This is a genomic window from Pseudomonas sp. DE0157 (assembly GCF_007678615.1).
In the GTDB taxonomy this organism is placed as follows: Bacteria; Pseudomonadota; Gammaproteobacteria; order Pseudomonadales; family Pseudomonadaceae; genus Aquipseudomonas; species Aquipseudomonas parafulva_B.
Genome location: NZ_VEJN01000001.1, coordinates 33,546 through 49,896, shown reverse-complemented (window position 1 = coordinate 49,896; position 16,351 = coordinate 33,546). Strand labels below are relative to the sequence as shown.

At 60.4% G+C, this 16,351-nt stretch carries 13 protein-coding genes and 2 tRNA genes; 14 read left to right on the top strand and 1 reads right to left on the bottom strand.

All coding sequences use genetic code 11. The features are described from left to right. Nucleotides 1-2 precede the first annotated feature (2 nt). From folP to FS777_RS00155, 14 genes are all read left to right on the top strand, one after another. Nucleotides 3-854: a dihydropteroate synthase gene (folP, locus tag FS777_RS00220; protein WP_145253499.1), complete on the top strand. Its 852-nt coding sequence runs from the start codon at nt 3-5 to the stop codon at nt 852-854. 16 nt (nt 855-870) lie between these two features. Beyond that, nucleotides 871-2,211: a phosphoglucosamine mutase gene (gene glmM / locus FS777_RS00215; protein ID WP_058604761.1), complete on the top strand. Its 1,341-nt coding sequence runs from the start codon at nt 871-873 to the stop codon at nt 2,209-2,211. A gap of 65 nt (nt 2,212-2,276) precedes the next feature. Beyond that, nucleotides 2,277-3,032 carry a triose-phosphate isomerase gene (gene tpiA, locus FS777_RS00210; protein ID WP_058639195.1) on the top strand — a complete coding sequence of 252 codons (756 nt, stop codon included), beginning with the start codon at nt 2,277-2,279 and terminating at the stop codon, nt 3,030-3,032. Between the two features lie 4 nt (nt 3,033-3,036). After that, the gene (gene secG / locus FS777_RS00205) at nt 3,037-3,435 is read left to right on the top strand and encodes a preprotein translocase subunit SecG (RefSeq protein ID WP_058604759.1); all 399 of its coding nucleotides are present in this window, start codon (nt 3,037-3,039) and stop codon (nt 3,433-3,435) included. A 19-nt stretch (nt 3,436-3,454) separates the two neighbouring features. Further along, a tRNA-Leu gene (locus FS777_RS00200) sits at nt 3,455-3,540 on the top strand. A 100-nt stretch (nt 3,541-3,640) separates the two neighbouring features. Then, nucleotides 3,641-3,717, top strand: a tRNA-Met gene (locus tag FS777_RS00195). Nucleotides 3,718-3,846: 129 nt separating this feature from the next. After that, on the top strand, nt 3,847-4,305 hold the full coding sequence (rimP, locus tag FS777_RS00190; protein ID WP_023533134.1) for a ribosome maturation factor RimP: 459 nt from the start codon (nt 3,847-3,849) through the stop codon (nt 4,303-4,305). Between the two features lie 59 nt (nt 4,306-4,364). Next, the gene (gene nusA, locus FS777_RS00185; protein WP_023533184.1) at nt 4,365-5,846 is read left to right on the top strand and encodes a transcription termination factor NusA; all 1,482 of its coding nucleotides are present in this window, start codon (nt 4,365-4,367) and stop codon (nt 5,844-5,846) included. A 27-nt stretch (nt 5,847-5,873) separates the two neighbouring features. After that, a complete protein-coding gene (infB, locus tag FS777_RS00180; protein ID WP_058604758.1) occupies nt 5,874-8,402 on the top strand; it encodes a translation initiation factor IF-2 in 2,529 nt (842 codons plus the stop codon). Nucleotides 8,403-8,516: 114 nt separating this feature from the next. Beyond that, complete coding sequence (gene rbfA, locus FS777_RS00175; protein ID WP_012274243.1) at nt 8,517-8,915, top strand: 30S ribosome-binding factor RbfA; 399 nt, start codon at nt 8,517-8,519, stop codon at nt 8,913-8,915. Between the two features lie 3 nt (nt 8,916-8,918). Continuing rightward, nucleotides 8,919-9,836, top strand: a complete 918-nt coding sequence (truB, locus tag FS777_RS00170; RefSeq protein ID WP_027915407.1) for a tRNA pseudouridine(55) synthase TruB — start codon at nt 8,919-8,921, stop codon at nt 9,834-9,836. A 150-nt stretch (nt 9,837-9,986) separates the two neighbouring features. Next, nucleotides 9,987-10,256 carry a 30S ribosomal protein S15 gene (gene rpsO, locus FS777_RS00165; RefSeq protein WP_023533188.1) on the top strand — a complete coding sequence of 90 codons (270 nt, stop codon included), beginning with the start codon at nt 9,987-9,989 and terminating at the stop codon, nt 10,254-10,256. Between the two features lie 248 nt (nt 10,257-10,504). Further along, on the top strand, nt 10,505-12,610 hold the full coding sequence (pnp, locus tag FS777_RS00160) for a polyribonucleotide nucleotidyltransferase (RefSeq protein ID WP_145253495.1): 2,106 nt from the start codon (nt 10,505-10,507) through the stop codon (nt 12,608-12,610). Between the two features lie 294 nt (nt 12,611-12,904). Then, on the top strand, nt 12,905-13,258 hold the full coding sequence (locus FS777_RS00155; protein ID WP_058639193.1) for a BON domain-containing protein: 354 nt from the start codon (nt 12,905-12,907) through the stop codon (nt 13,256-13,258). A 123-nt stretch (nt 13,259-13,381) separates the two neighbouring features. On the opposite strand, the gene FS777_RS00150 is transcribed toward FS777_RS00155, so the two are convergent. Beyond that, nucleotides 13,382-16,318 (bottom strand): DUF748 domain-containing protein, encoded by a 2,937-nt coding sequence (locus tag FS777_RS00150; protein ID WP_145253494.1) that lies wholly within the window; start codon nt 16,316-16,318, stop codon nt 13,382-13,384. Nucleotides 16,319-16,351: the final 33 nt, after the last annotated feature.

Here is a 16,351-nt window from a genome sequence, read left to right as displayed (position 1 = left end):
CTATGAGCTCAGTGCAGCACCCGACCCGATTGCCTTGCGGCAATCGGGTTCTTGATTTGTCGCGTACCCATGTCATGGGTATCCTCAACGTCACGCCCGATTCCTTCTCCGACGGCGGCCGCTTCAGTCAGCGCGACGAGGCCTTGCGCCACGCCGAAGCGATGGTGGCCGCCGGAGCCACGCTGATCGATGTAGGCGGGGAGTCCACCCGCCCGGGTGCGCGGCCCGTTTCGGTCACCGAAGAGCTGGAGCGCGTGGCGCCGATGGTCGAAGCCATCCACCGTCATCTTGATGTCGTGGTGTCGGTCGATACGTCCACGCCTGCCGTCATGCGCGAAGCCGCCCGCCTGGGCGCTGGCCTGATCAACGATGTGCGGGCCCTCGAACGCGATGGTGCGCTGGATGCCGCGGCTGCCACCGGGCTGCCGGTGTGCCTGATGCACATGCGCGGCGAGCCCGGCACCATGCAGGACGACCCGCATTATGACGATGTCACCGAGGACGTGGCGCGCTACCTTCAGCAGCGCATGATGGCCTGTGCGGACGCGGGCATTGAGGCCGACCGCATCGTGCTCGATCCAGGCTTCGGTTTCGCCAAGACCCTGGCCCACAACCTCAGCCTGTTCAAACACCTCGAAGCGCTCCATCGTCTGGGGCGTCCGCTTCTGGTGGGCGTTTCCCGTAAAAGCATGATCGGCCTGACGCTCGAGCGTCCTGTCGCTGAGCGTCTCTATGGCAGCCTGGCGCTGGCGGCGTTGGCCATGACCAAGGGCGCAAGTATCCTGCGCGTGCATGACGTGGCACAAACCGTTGACGTCGTTCGCATGATCGCGGCCGTTCAGCACGCCGAATAAGAACATTGGAGTCCCTATGAGCAGAAAATATTTTGGTACCGACGGCATTCGTGGCCGCGTCGGCGAATACCCGATCACCCCGGAGTTCATGCTCAAGCTCGGCTGGGCAGCCGGCATGGCGTTTCGCAAGCAAGGCCATTGCCGCGTGCTGGTAGGCAAGGACACGCGGATCTCCGGCTACATGTTCGAATCTGCGCTCGAAGCTGGCCTTTCAGCCGCCGGGGCGGATGTGATGCTGCTGGGCCCGATGCCCACGCCTGCCATTGCCTACCTGACCCGCACCTTCCATGCCGAAGCCGGTATCGTCATCAGTGCCTCGCACAACCCGCACGATGACAATGGCATCAAGTTCTTCTCGGGGCAGGGCACCAAGCTGCCGGACGAAGTGGAGCTGATGATCGAGGAGCTGCTCGACCAGCCCATGACCGTTGTGGAATCGAGCAAGCTGGGCAAGGTCTCGCGCATCAACGACGCAGCCGGCCGCTACATCGAGTTCTGCAAGAGCAGTGTGCCCAGCAGCACCAGCTTCGCCGGCCTCAAGCTGGTGGTCGACTGCGCCCATGGCGCCACGTACAAGGTCGCGCCCAGCGTGTTCCGTGAGCTGGGTGCCGATGTCACTGTGCTGCACGCCCAGCCAGATGGCCTGAACATCAACGAAGGCTGTGGTTCGACCCACATCGAATCGCTGCAGGCCGCCGTGCTGGTCGGGCATGCGGACCTGGGCATCGCCTTCGACGGTGATGGCGACCGTGTGTTGATGGTCGATCACACCGGCGCGATCGTCGACGGTGACGAGCTGCTATTCATCATCGCGCGCGACCTGCATGACCGCGGCAAGCTGCAAGGCGGCGTGGTGGGTACGCTCATGAGCAACCTGGGGCTGGAGCTGGCGCTCAAAGACCTGGATATTCCGTTCGTGCGTGCCAAGGTCGGTGACCGCTACGTCATGGCCGAGCTGCTCGAGCGCGAGTGGCTGATAGGCGGGGAAAATTCCGGTCATGTGGTGTGCTGCAACTACACCACCACCGGTGATGCGATCATCGCCGCGCTGCAGGTGCTGATGGCGCTCAAGCGCCGTGGCGAGACCCTGGCCCAGGCGCGCCAGGCATTGCGCAAATGCCCGCAAGTGCTGATCAATGTACGCTTCGCTGCAAGCGACGTGGACCCGCTCGAGCATCCGGACGTCAAGCAAGCCAGCGCGCAGGTCACAGAGGCCCTGGCAGGCCGTGGGCGGGTATTGCTGCGTAAATCCGGGACCGAGCCGCTGTTGCGCGTCATGGTCGAAGGTGAGGATGAACACCAGGTGCGTCTGCACGCCGAAGCACTGGCAAAGCGCGTCGCAGAAGTTTGTGCCTGAAGCCGCTTGCCAGCGCGAATCTGGTTGGGTAAGATCTGCGCCCACTTTGACCGACGAGGTAAAGCATGCGTCGCCCTATGGTTGCTGGTAACTGGAAGATGCACGGTACCCGCGCCAGCGTCGCTGAGCTGACCGAGGGCTTGCGTAATCTTGCCCTGCCGAGCGGGGTGGAAGTCGCGGTATTCCCGCCAACTTTGTTCATCAACCAGGTGGTTGCTGAACTCGATGGCAAGGGTATTATCGTCGGCGCACAGAATTCTGCAGTATTGCCCGAACAGGGCGCGCTGACCGGTGAAGTTGCTCCGGAACAGCTGGCTGAAGCAGGTTGCAAGTTGGTGTTGATTGGCCATTCGGAGCGTCGCCAGGTAATCGGCGAAGATGACGAAGTGTTGAATCGCAAGTTTGCAGCGGCTCAGGCCAAAGGTTTGAAGCCAGTGCTCTGTATCGGGGAAACCCTTGAAGAGCGCGAGGCAGGCAAAACGCTCGAAGTTGTTGGGCGTCAACTCAACAGTATCATCGAAGCCTTCGGTGTTAGTGTGTTTGCCAATGCGGTAATTGCCTATGAGCCTGTATGGGCCATCGGCACCGGCCTAACGGCCACGCCTCAGCAGGCCCAGGATGTGCATGCCGCCATCCGCAGCCAGCTTGCGGCGAAAGATGCTGAAGTGGCTGCGAAGGTGCAGTTGCTCTACGGCGGCAGCGTGAAGGCGGCCAATGCGGCCGAACTGTTCGGCATGCCGGATATCGATGGGGGCCTCATTGGTGGGGCTTCCCTGAACGCAGACGAATTCGGTGCAATTTGTCGCGCCGCAGGAAACTGAACAAATGCTGGAAACAGTCATCGTTGTTTTTCATCTGTTGGCAGCGCTGTCGCTGGTAGTGCTGGTACTGTTGCAACAGGGTAAGGGGGCGGAAGCCGGTGCATCTTTTGGTGCGGGTGCTTCCAATACCGTCTTCGGAAGTCAGGGCTCTGCCACCTTCCTAAGTAAATTCACTGCAATACTCGCTGCCACTTTCTTTTTGACAGCACTTGGGTTAGGATACTTCGCGAAGCAACAAGCTCACCAGCTTAGCCAAGCAGGTCTTCCAGATCCAGCAGTGCTAGAAGTGAAAGAGCAGCCAAAGCCGGCCATCAATGATGATGTACCGGTGCTCCAAGAACAGAAGAGCGAAGCCACTCCTAATTCGAGTGATGTACCTCCTCCGGCAGAAGAGCAGAAGTAACGGGTTTCAAAGTAGTATTGCCGAGGTGGTGGAATTGGTAGACACGCAACCTTGAGGTGGTTGTGCCCATAGGGTGTAGGGGTTCGAGTCCCCTTCTCGGTACCATTTAAAGCTTGAGAGCCCGCCTTGGCGGGCTTTCTTGCAGGTGAAGGTTTGGATTTGACCCTCAAGTGGGTTCGGTCTTATACTTTCGCCCCAGCTTTGTCGCGGGGTGGAGCAGCTTGGTAGCTCGTCGGGCTCATAACCCGAAGGTCGTTGGTTCAAATCCAGCCCCCGCAACCAGCTTCAGCGAAGCCCCTTTTCAGGGGCTTTTTGCTAACCGAACAGTTCAGGCGTCGTTGTCCAACGGCGCTTTCAGGGATGGGCGCTTCGCCCATTTTTTATTTGCACAGCATGCACGAGGGGGTTCAGGTGTCGAGCAAGCTAGAACAGTTGCAGGCCTTGTTGGCCCCGGTTGTCGAGGGTCTGGGCTATCAATGCTGGGGGATCGAATTCGTTTCCCAGGGCAAGCATTCGGTATTGCGTATCTACATCGACAAGGAAGGCGGCATTCTGGTGGACGACTGCGAAGCTGTCAGCCGTCAAGCCAGCGCCATCCTGGATGTCGAGGATCCGATCAGCAGCGAGTACACCCTTGAGGTGTCTTCTCCAGGCATGGATCGCCCACTGTTCACACTGGAACAGTTTGCCTCGCATGCCGGCGAACAAGTGAAGATCAAGCTGCGCTCACCCTTCGAGGGTCGTCGTAACTTCCAGGGCCTTCTCCGCGGTGTGGAGGAGCAGGATGTGGTGGTCCAGGTGGACGACCAGGAGTTCCTACTGCCGATCGATTCGATCGACAAGGCCAATATTATTCCCAGTTTTGACTGAGACGTGCCGGGTCCGACGGATTATCCGGGCCCAATGGCTTGCGCAAGGCGAGGCGTACGATGAGCAAAGAAGTACTGCTGGTTGTTGAATCGGTATCCAACGAAAAAGGTGTACCGCCCGGCGTCATTTTCGAAGCGCTGGAGGTGGCCCTGGCCACCGCAACCAAAAAACGTTTTGAAGACGAAGTCGACCTGCGTGTGGAAATCAACCGCCACACCGGTAGCTACGAGACCTTCCGTCGTTGGACCGTGGTCGATGAAGCCGACCTCGATGATCCGGCCATCGAAACCTGGCTGGACAAGATCAAGGACACACATCCCGAAGCCAAGATTGGCGACGTGATCGAAGAAAAGATCGAGTCCATCGAGTTCGGCCGTATCGCCGCGCAGACCGCCAAGCAGGTGATCGTGCAGAAGGTCCGTGAGGCCGAGCGTGCGCAGGTGGTGGATGCCTACCGTGAGCGTGTGGGCGAAATCATCTCCGGCACCGTCAAGAAGGTCACCCGCGACAACGTCATCGTCGACCTGGGCAACAACGCCGAGGCGTTGCTGGCCCGCGAAGACATCATTGCCCGCGAAACTTTCCGTGTTGGTGTGCGCCTGCGTGCACTGCTCAAGGAAATTCGCACCGAAAACCGTGGTCCTCAGCTGATCCTGTCGCGCACCGCGCCGCAGATGCTGATCGAGCTTTTCCGCATCGAAGTGCCGGAAATCGCTGAAGGCCTCATCGAAGTCATGGCCGCCTCCCGTGATCCGGGTTCGCGAGCCAAGATCGCCGTCCGCTCCAAGGACAAGCGCATCGACCCGCAAGGCGCCTGCATCGGCATGCGTGGGTCGCGCGTCCAGGCCGTATCCGGAGAGTTGGGTGGTGAGCGTGTGGATATCGTTCTCTGGGACGATAACCCGGCGCAGTTCGTCATCAACGCCATGTCGCCGGCTGAAGTCGCGGCGATCATCGTTGATGAAGATGCCCATGCCATGGACATCGCCGTCGCCGAAGACAACCTGGCCCAAGCCATTGGCCGTGGCGGTCAGAACGTTCGCCTGGCCAGTCAGTTGACTGGCTGGACCCTGAACGTGATGACCGAGAAGGACATCCAGGCCAAGCAGCAAGCCGAAACTGGCGACATCCTGCGCAATTTCATCGATGAACTGGAAGTCGACGAGGAGCTGGCCCAAGTGCTGGTCGACGAAGGCTTCACCAGCCTTGAAGAAATTGCCTACGTACCGTTGGAAGAAATGCTCAACATCGATGGCTTTGACGAAGATATCGTCAATGAGCTCCGCGCTCGAGCCAAGGACCGTTTGTTGACCAAGGCCATCGCTACCGAAGAAAAACTGGCAGACGCCCATCCGGCCGAAGACCTGCTCTCCCTTGAGGGCATGGACAAGGACCTGGCGGCGGAACTGGCGGTGCGCGGCGTGGTTAACCGCGAAGACCTGGCCGAGCAGTCGATCGACGACCTGCTCGACATCGACGGCATCGACGAAGAGCGTGCCGGCAAGTTGATCATGGCCGCCCGAGCCCACTGGTTCGAGTAATTAGGCGCGGCCTGAGGAGAGAAGTGCATGACGCAAGTCACGGTGAAAGAACTGGCCCAAGAGGTCGAGGCACCGGTAGAGCGCCTGCTGCAGCAGATGCGTGAGGCAGGTCTGCCGCACACCGACGCCGGTCAGGTAGTGACCGACAATGAGAAGCAGACGTTGCTGACTCATTTGAAGAGCAGCCACAAGAGCAAGGCGGAAGAACCGCGCAAGATTACCTTGCAGCGCAAAACCACCAGCACCCTGCGTGTCGCCGGTAGTAAGAGCATCAGCGTAGAAGTACGCAAGAAGAAAGTATTCGTGCAGCGCAGCCCGGAAGAGATCCAGGCTGAGCAGAAGCGTGAGCTCGAAGAGCGCCGTGCAGCTGAAAACGCTGCCCGCGATAAAATTGACGCCGAAGTACGTCAGCGCAACGAAGAGCAGGCACGTCGCCAAGCTGCTGAGGCCGCTGCTGCCGCTCCGGCCCCTGCGGCCAAGGCAGAACAGGCTTCGGCCCCTGCCGCAGCGCCGGTAGTGGCCAATGCGCCGACGTCGGAAGACGCTGCCGCTCGTGCTGCCGAGCGCAAGAAAGACGAGACCCGTCGCAACGAGAGCCGCACCCGTGATGACGACCGTCGTCGTGGCGAAGCGCCGCGTGTGTCGATCAAGGTTAAGGTCAAGGAAAAGGAAAAGGCTCCGACGCCTCGTGCCGCGCCGCGTACCACCGACGAAGAGAGCGATGGCGCTCGTCGTGGTCGTGGTGGCAAGAGCAAGCTGAAGAAGCGTAACCAGCACGGCTTCCAGAACCCGACTGGTCCTGTCATTCGTGACGTGACCATCGGCGAGACCATCACCGTCTCCGAGCTTGCCAACCAGATGTCCGTCAAGGGCGCTGAAGTGGTCAAGTTCATGTTCAAGATGGGCACCCCGGTGACCATCAATCAGGTGCTCGATCAGGAAACCGCGCAGCTGATCGCCGAAGAGCTGGGCCACAAGGTCACGCTGATCAGCGATTCCGCCCTGGAAGACTCCCTGGCCGAATCCCTGAAGTTCGAAGGCCAGACCGAGTCCCGTGCGCCGGTCGTGACCGTCATGGGTCACGTTGACCACGGTAAGACCTCGCTGCTCGACTACATCCGTCGTGCCAAGGTTGCTGCTGGCGAAGCCGGTGGTATCACCCAGCACATCGGTGCCTACCACGTGGAAACCGACCGCGGCATGGTCACCTTCCTCGACACCCCAGGCCACGCTGCGTTTACCCAGATGCGTGCCCGTGGTGCCAAGGCGACCGATATCGTCATCCTGGTAGTGGCGGCGGACGACGGCGTGATGCCACAAACCCGCGAAGCCGTTCAGCATGCAAAGGCAGCTGGCGTACCGCTGGTGGTGGCGGTCAACAAGATCGACAAGCCTGGTGCTGACCTCGATCGCATCCGCAACGAGCTGGCCGTCGAAGGTGTGACCTCCGAGGACTGGGGTGGTGACACGCCATTCGTCAAGGTTTCGGCCAAGATGGGTACCGGCGTGGACGAACTGCTCGAAGCGGTATTGCTGCAGGCCGAGATCCTCGAGTTGACGGCTACGCCGACCGCCCCAGGGCGCGGTGTGGTGGTCGAATCGCGCCTGGACAAGGGCCGCGGCCCAGTCGCTACCATCCTGGTTCAGGACGGTACGCTGCGTCAGGGCGACATGGTGCTGTGCGGCTCCAACTATGGCCGCGTTCGCGCCATGCTGGATGAGAACGGCAAGCCTGTGAAGGAAGCTGGCCCGTCCATCCCGGTCGAAATCCTTGGCCTGGACGGCACGCCGGAAGCCGGTGACGAGCTGTCGGTAGTGGCTGACGAGAAGAAAGCCCGCGAAGTTGCGATGTTCCGCCAAGGCAAGTATCGCGAGGTCAAGCTGGCCCGTGCTCACGCAGGCAAGCTGGAAAACATCTTCGAGACCATGGGTCAGGAAGAGAAGAAGACGCTCAACATCGTCCTCAAGACCGATGTGCGCGGTTCTCTCGAGGCGCTGCAGGGCTCGCTCGGCGGCCTGGGCAACGACGAAGTGCAGGTTCGTGTCATTGGTGGCGGCGTAGGTGGTATCACCGAGAGCGATGCCAACCTGGCGCTGGCTTCGAACGCAGTACTGTTCGGCTTCAACGTGCGTGCTGATGCCGGTGCGCGCAAGATCGTCGAGCAGGAAGGTCTGGATATGCGTTACTACAACGTGATCTACGACATCATCGAAGACGTCAAGAAAGCACTGACCGGCATGCTCGGCAGCGATGTTCGCGAGAACATCCTGGGCGTCGCCGAAGTGCGTGACGTGTTCCGTTCGCCGAAGTTCGGCGCCATCGCTGGCTGTATGGTCATCGAAGGTACCGTCTACCGTAACCGCCCGATCCGCGTACTGCGCGACGACGTGGTTATCTTCGAGGGCGAGCTGGAATCGCTGCGTCGCTTCAAGGACGATGCCGCCGAAGTGCGTAACGGCATGGAGTGTGGTATCGGCGTGAAGAGCTACAACGACGTCAAGGTCGGCGACAAGATCGAAGTGTTCGAGAAAGTCCAGGTGGCTCGTACCCTCTAAGGGTGAGCAGGCTGCAAGCGCCTTGGCGGGCGCTTTGCAGCACCTCTTCAGGTAGCGCCCGGTCAGGCATCGTTCTGACCGGGCGTTTGCCGCTTTACGTTACAGGTAACAAGAATGGCCAAAGAATATAGCCGTACCCAACGCATTGGCGATCAGATGCAGCGCGAACTGGCTGAGCTGATCCGTCGTGAAGTCAAGGATCCGCGTGTCGGTCTGGTCACCATCACTGCCGTGGATGTGAGCCGCGACCTGGGCCATGCCAAGGTGTTCATCACCGTGATGGGTGAAGAAACCCCCGATGCCGTGCAGCAGTCGCTCAAGGCCCTGAACAGCGCTGCCAGCTTCCTGCGCCTGCACCTGGGTCGCTCCATGCAGCTGCGCAGCGTGCCGCAATTGCATTTCCACTTCGACGAGAGCGTAAGCCGTGGCGTGCACCTGTCGGCATTGATCGAGCGTGCAGTGGCTGAAGACCGCCTGCACAAGGATGCCGACGAGTCTGGCACCAAGGAGTAATCGGTGGCCCAGGTCAAACGTATCCGCCGCAACGTCAGCGGCATCATCCTGCTGGACAAGCCCTTGGGCTTCACCTCCAACGCTGCCTTGCAAAAGGTGCGCTGGTTGCTCAATGCCGAGAAGGCCGGTCATACCGGCAGCCTCGACCCGCTGGCCACCGGTGTCTTGCCGCTGTGCTTCGGCGAGGCCACCAAGTTTTCGCAGTACCTGCTCGACTCCGACAAGGGCTACGAGACGGTCATGCAACTGGGCCAGACGACCAATACTGGCGACGCCGAGGGCGAGGTGCTGCGCACCCGCGAGGTGACCGTTGGTCGCGCCGAGCTGGAAGCCGCGCTACCCGGTTTTCGTGGTCCGATCAGCCAGATACCGCCCATGTACTCGGCCCTCAAGCGTGACGGTCAGCCGTTATACAAGCTGGCGCGTGCAGGAGAGGTAGTGGAGCGCGAGGCGCGTTCTGTTACTATTAGCCGTCTTGAACTGCTCGAATGCGAAGGCACCCGTGCACGCTTGAGCGTCGGCTGCAGCAAAGGCACCTATATTCGTACCCTGGTGGAAGATATCGGTGAAGTGCTGGGCTGTGGTGCGTATGTCGCAGAGCTGCGCAGAACGCAGGCCGGGCCCTTCGCGCTGGCGCAGACGGTCACGCTCGAGGAGCTTGAGCAGGCCCACGCCGAAGGCGGCAACGAAGCGCTCGATCGCTTCCTCATGCCGTCGGACAGCGGGCTGCAGGACTGGCCGATGGTGAGCCTGTCCGAGCATAGCGCCTTCTACTGGCTGCATGGGCAGGCAGTGCGCGCACCGGACGCGCCGCAATTCGGCATGGTTCGTGTACAGGATCACAATGCCCGCTTCATCGGTATCGGTGAAGTGAGCGAAGACGGGCGGATCGCGCCACGTCGATTGATTCGGTCGGAATGACCGAAACCATGGGCCTGGGCATTTGCCGAGGTCCGTGGAGCAGAGGGTGGCTGTCAGTAGGCACGGTCACACCTCTTTCTATTGATACAGGGATAAGTCCCTGGCCTATTGGAACCCGTTAGCGGGGTCCGTTTAATCAGGAGAAGCCTCATGGCCCTCAGCGTCGAAGAAAAAGCTAAGATCGTTGCCGAACACCAGCAAGCCGCCGGCGACACCGGTAGCCCGGAAGTACAGGTTGCTCTGCTGACCGCCAACATCAACAAGCTGCAAGGCCACTTCAAGGCCAACGACAAAGACCACCACTCCCGTCGTGGTCTGATTCGCATGGTCAACCAGCGTCGTAAGCTGCTGGACTACCTGAAGGGCAAAGACACCACCCGTTACAGCGCGCTGATCGCTCGCCTGGGCCTGCGTCGCTAATAGCGGCCTGGTTGGTGGTGTGCATGGCGTGCCGCTGGCTTCGACAGGGCTGTTTTACAGCCTTGTCGTGGGGCACGCCAAGCATGACTTCGAGGCTGGCAGCCTGGTAATTCGAGCGATTTTATGCTCGGTTCCAGGCTCCCGGCCTCGAGTTGTATCTGGACGGTAGATAGGGCCGATTCCCTGCACTGCCCAAGCATTCGCAAGAAAACAGTTCCCCCAAGAGCCACTGAAGAAGGTAGGAAACCGTGAACCCGGTAATCAAGACATTCCAGTTCGGTCAATCGACCGTTACTCTCGAAACGGGCCGCATTGCCCGTCAGGCCACCGGCGCCGTGCTGGTCACCGTCGACAACGACGTCACCGTGCTGGTGACCGTGGTCGGTGCCAAGCAAGCTGATCCAGGCAAGGGCTTCTTCCCGCTGTCGGTTCACTACCAGGAAAAGACCTACGCTGCCGGCAAGATCCCAGGTGGTTTCTTCAAGCGTGAAGGTCGTCCTTCCGAGAAAGAAACCCTGACCTCGCGCCTGATCGACCGTCCGATCCGTCCGCTGTTCCCTGAAGGGTTCATGAACGAAGTGCAGGTCGTCTGCACCGTGGTTTCCACCAGCAAGAAGACCGACCCCGATGTTGCCGCAATGATCGGTACCTCGGCGGCCCTGGCCATCTCCGGCATTCCATTCGAAGGCCCGATTGGCGCGGCGCGCGTTGCCTTCCACGAAAGCACCGGCTACCTGCTGAACCCGACTTATGAGCAACTGGCTGCCTCGAGCCTGGACATGGTCGTCGCCGGTACCGAAACCGCCGTGTTGATGGTTGAATCGGAAGCCAAAGAGCTCACCGAAGACCAGATGCTGGGCGCCGTGCTGTTCGCCCACGACGAGTTCCAGGCCGTTATCCAGGCCGTTAAGGAGTTGGCTGCAGAAGCCGGCAAGCCGACGTGGGACTGGCAGCCTGCTGCCGCCAACACCGAGCTGATGAACCTGGTACGCGCCGAATTTGGCGAGCAGGTGTCGCAGGCCTACACCATCACCCAGAAAGCGGACCGCTACACCCGCCTGGGCCAGCTGCGCGATGAAGCCATTGCCCGCCTGAGCAACGAAGAAGCCGGCCCGACCGCTGGCCAGATCAAGGAAATCTTCGGCGAGCTGGAATACCGCACCGTGCGCGAGAACATCGTGAACGGCAAGCCGCGCATTGACGGCCGTGACACCCGCACCGTGCGTCCGCTGAACATCGAAGTCGGTGTTCTGCCCAAAACCCACGGCTCGGCACTGTTCACCCGTGGCGAGACCCAGGCGCTGGTCATTGCCACCCTCGGTACTGCCCGCGACGCACAGTTGCTGGACACCCTGGAAGGCGAGAAGAAAGACCCCTTCATGCTGCACTACAACTTCCCACCGTTCTCGGTCGGTGAGTGTGGTCGCATGGGCGGTGCTGGCCGTCGTGAAATCGGCCACGGTCGTTTGGCGCGTCGTGGCGTGCAGGCGATGCTGCCAAGCGACAGCGAATTCCCGTACACCATCCGTGTCGTCTCGGAAATCACCGAGTCCAACGGTTCGAGCTCCATGGCTTCGGTCTGCGGTGCCTCGCTGGCCCTGATGGATGCCGGTGTGCCGATGAAAGCACCGGTTGCCGGTATCGCCATGGGCCTGGTCAAGGAAGGCGAGAAGTTTGCCGTTCTGACCGACATCCTGGGTGACGAAGACCACCTCGGCGACATGGACTTCAAGGTAGCCGGTACCGCCAAGGGCGTCACCGCGCTGCAGATGGACATCAAGATCAACGGCATCACCGAAGAGATCATGGAAATCGCCCTGGGCCAAGCCCTGGAAGCGCGCCTGAACATCCTCGGCCAGATGAACCAGATCATTGCCCAGTCGCGTACCGAACTGTCGGCCAACGCGCCGACCATGATCGCCATGAAGATCGACTCGGACAAGATCCGCGACGTGATCGGCAAGGGCGGCGCCACCATTCGCGCCATCTGCGAAGAGACCAAGGCTTCGATCGATATCGAAGACGACGGCTCGATCAAGATCTTCGGCGAGACCAAGGAAGCGGCAGATGCCGCCAAGCAGCGCATCCTGGGTATCACTGCCGAGGCCGAGATTGGCAAGATCTACGTGGGCAAGGTCGAGCGTATCGTCGACTTCGGCGCCTTCGTCAACATCCTGCCTGGCAAGGATGGCCTGGTGCACATCTCCATGCTGAGCGATGCGCGCGTCGAGAAAGTCACCGACATCCTCAAGGAAGGTCAGGAAGTCGAAGTATTGGTACTGGACGTGGATAACCGCGGCCGTATCAAGCTGTCCATCAAGGACGTCGCGGCAGCCAAGGCGTCTGGCGTCTAATAGCATAGCGCTTCACAAAGGGCTCCCTCGGGAGCTCTTTTTTTTGGCTCGATTCTGGGCTTTGCCGTTATAAATACAAAAGTAGACCAGGAACTTTTAACGGACTTGCATCTTGCATGCAGGTTTATCGTGCAGATTGCAGAATGCACGAGTAGCAAAGATATCGATGATTTGTAAGTCTTTGATTTATAAGGAAACAAGCGAAGCGTATAACCTGGCACAGGCCATGCAACTACCTGTTTACCTGCCGCCAGACACACGGCGCAGACCTTTCGAAAAACAGGAGTGACTCACATGAAGAAGTTCGCCATTGCTGCCGCTACTGCTACCGCTCTGACCCTGACCATGGCCAATGCCGCTTTCGCAGCCCAGGCCACCCAGGCTCCGGTAATGCTGGCTGCCAACACCACCACTGAAAACGCCAAGCAAGAAGGCTCCGACACCTGGATCACCACCAAGGTCAAGGCGGATCTGCTGACCGAAAAAGGCGTACCAGGCAGCGACATCAAAGTAGAAACCAGCCACGGCGTAGTTTCTCTGTCCTCGGACGTAAAAGTGACCGAGTCGCAAAAAGCAGAAGCTGTGCGCATCGCCAAGAACATCAAAGGCGTCAAGAGCGTGATGGCTGACGGCCTGAAAGCTGAATAAGGATCGTCCTGTCGGCCAAATGGATTTGGCTAGCTACAACAAAAGCCCCGGCCTGTGCCGGGGCTTTTTCGTGTGCGGTCTAATTAGGCCGTGCAGGCTTTGCATTAAGCCTGCCGTTAGAAGTCAGTCGGCATCCAGATGCATCGGCGTCACGACGCGGCCATCTTTCTCGGGCTGCCCCAGGTGGGTATCGATGAAGTACACCCTGTCGTCCTCAAGCTTGGCCTTGTCCACCAGGTAGTCCTTTATGCTGCTGGCGCGCTCCTGCCCCAGGGTGCGTAACAGGGCTGTGCTTTCGGCCCAGGATTTGAGCACGGCGTTACGAAGGTTGGCGGTGCGCGCGTCACGGTCAAGCTGCTCCCATTCGGCAGGGGGCTGTTGCTTGAGGCGACTGCGGTAAATGCCTTCGAGCATCGCTGGCTTGTCAGCCTCGTCGACCACCATCAGGGACGCACTGGCCGGGACCTTGTCGCCGCGCCGCTGCAGGATCTTGTACCAAGTGGCCTGGTATTCCCGTTCCAGGCGCTGCTGGGCAAGGATGGGGCCGTCACTTGCCTGGGCGCTAGTGCCTTCGATTTCCAGGCGCAGTTCCGGCCGCTTTCTCAGGCCCTCGGCGAGCTTGTCCAGGGACGCCTGAGCGTCGCCTGCCAGCTCGCTGGACCCAGGGGCGAAAGCGACGGTGCCCAAGTCTTCGGCGCCGCCTCCGGCAACCAGGCCACCGATGAGCTTGAACGGTGCCTGCGCGGCGCGCAGCACAAGGTTGCGCAAGGTTTGCCACACGATCGGCATTACGCTGAACTGCGGGTTGTTCAGATCGCCCGCAACGGGCAACTCGATTGAAATCTTGCCGTGCGTATCTTTGAGCAGTGCCACTGCAAGGCGAATCGGCAGATCGACCGCGTCCGGGCTGTCTACCTTCTCCCCCAGCTGCAACTGCTCAACGACTACTTTGTTCTCGGCTTTGAGTTGGCCCTTGGTAATCAGGTAATGCAGGTCCAGGTTCAGCCGGCCTTTGCGGATGCGGTAGCCGGCAAACTTGCCCGAGTAGGGCGTCAGGGTAGTCAGTTCGACGCGTTTGAACACGGCGGCGATGTCCAGGCTCGCGAGCGGGTCGAATGGGTTGAGGCCACCTTTGATGGTGACGGGCGCGTACCGGTCGACCTTGCCTTGCACATCCACTGGGGCAGGGAGGGGCTTGCGGTTATCGATGGTGCCGACCTGGCCGTTGAGCTGTTGCACGGCCGTGGCGAAATTGGGCGTGAGCGACAGGTCGGCGAAATTGGCCGAACCATCCTTGATCACAATCTGGCCAATGCGGATACCGAGCGGCTTTTCCTCGGTGGTGCTTGCAGGCTGGGACTGGGCCTTGGCAGGCGCATCGGTTGGCTGTGGAATCAACAGGTCATTGATGTTGGTGGTACGGTCTTCATTGATGATGAAGCGTGCATAGGGCTGTTGCAGCGTCACCTTGTCGATCGACAGGGCATCGCCATGCACATACGTCAGGCCATCGAGGTTGACCTGCTGCCATTTGACGAAGTCCCGGCTCTTGATGGTGTCGAGGGTGTGCAACTGATTCACCTGGGCCTTGCCGCTCACCGTCAAGGCCAGCGGCGATGCGCTTTTCAGGTCCACCTTCAGGTCGCTGTCGAGCATGCCGCTGCGCAGCTCCAACAGAATGTAGGGGTTGATGTAGGCTTGCGCCAACCGCAGGTCGATGTCCCGGGTGCCGACATCCAGCTTCGCCCACACCGGCACCAGGTTGACCTGGCCCTGCCCTTGCAGGGTGCCTTGCTTGCCGATGCCGGTGTCGAACTTGACCGTGAAGGGCTTCCGGTTGAGGCTATCGAAGCCCTTCAAGTCAGCGTTCAAGGGGCCTACGTCCAGGGTGACCGGCTCTTTTTGCGTGCGGTCTGCCAGGTGCACGCGGTAGTTCCTGAGCTGGACATCGTTGAGCAGCACCTGCCAGGGCTTGCTCGGGGCCGCTGGCGTCCGCGGTGCCGCCGCAGGCCCTGCGGTGGGCGGCTCGGCCTTTTCTGATGGCGTTGGCTTGCCAGGCTCGCCGGCAAACAGCACCTGCCAATCGAGCTGACCGTCCTTCTCCAGCGCCGCCCAGGTTTCGAGCTTTTCACTGCGCACTTTGCCGACCGTTACCTGTTGCTTGACCAGATCGACAGAGGCATCACTCAACTCCAGACTGGCGAGCCTTGCCAACGGGCGACCGTCCGGGGCCTTGATGGCAAAGGGCGCCACCCGCACCGACGCTCTTTCCAAACGCAGTTCGGTCTTGTCTGCCAGGTTGAGCCGATAATGCGTGCTCAGGCTGAGCTTGCCGTCTTCCAGCACCAAGGGCACGGCATCGCGCACATAGGGCCAGAACAGCTTCATCTTGCTGTCGCTGACCTTGAGCGTGCCTTCGGAGGCGATAGGCGCCAGGCTCAACGTACCCTGCCAGTCGATGCGTCCACCGTTGGGGCCGTTGGCCACCATGGTCATGTCGGCATTGTCGTTGGCAAGGGTGCTGAGGTTCTTCAGCTCCAGGCTAAGGTTGTCATAGAGAAACTCGATCGGCTCGCTGGGGCGCAGGTCTTCGAAACGCACAAAACCCTGCTCGAGCTTGATGCTGCCGATACGCAGCGGGAAAGGATCGCCTGGGGGTGTATCGGGCTCGCTTTTGCTGGTGGGCAGTTGGAAAAGGCGCGTGAGGTTGAGGGTGCCATCTTTGGCGAACAACACTTCGGTGCGCGGTTTGACCAGCTCGAGGGCATCAAGGTGCAGCGCGCCGGTCCACAGGCTGTCCAGCGACAGGTTAGCGTACAGTTTTTCGAAACCGACCTGCTCTTTGCCGGGCTCACCGATCTGGAGGCCCCACAAGGTCAATTCGAGACTGAAGGGGTTGAACTCGGCCCGTTGCAAGTTGGCCGGCACCGTGGCGTAGTGGGCAAGCTGCTGGTTGGCGATACGCAGTGCCAAGCCCGGAAGAATGAGAAAGCCAAGCAGGCTGTACAGGGCGAGCAACGCCAGCAATGCGCCGATGGCGCGAGTCAGTCCTTTGTACATGAATCGCTTCGTCTGTCCGGGGCGGGATGCCTT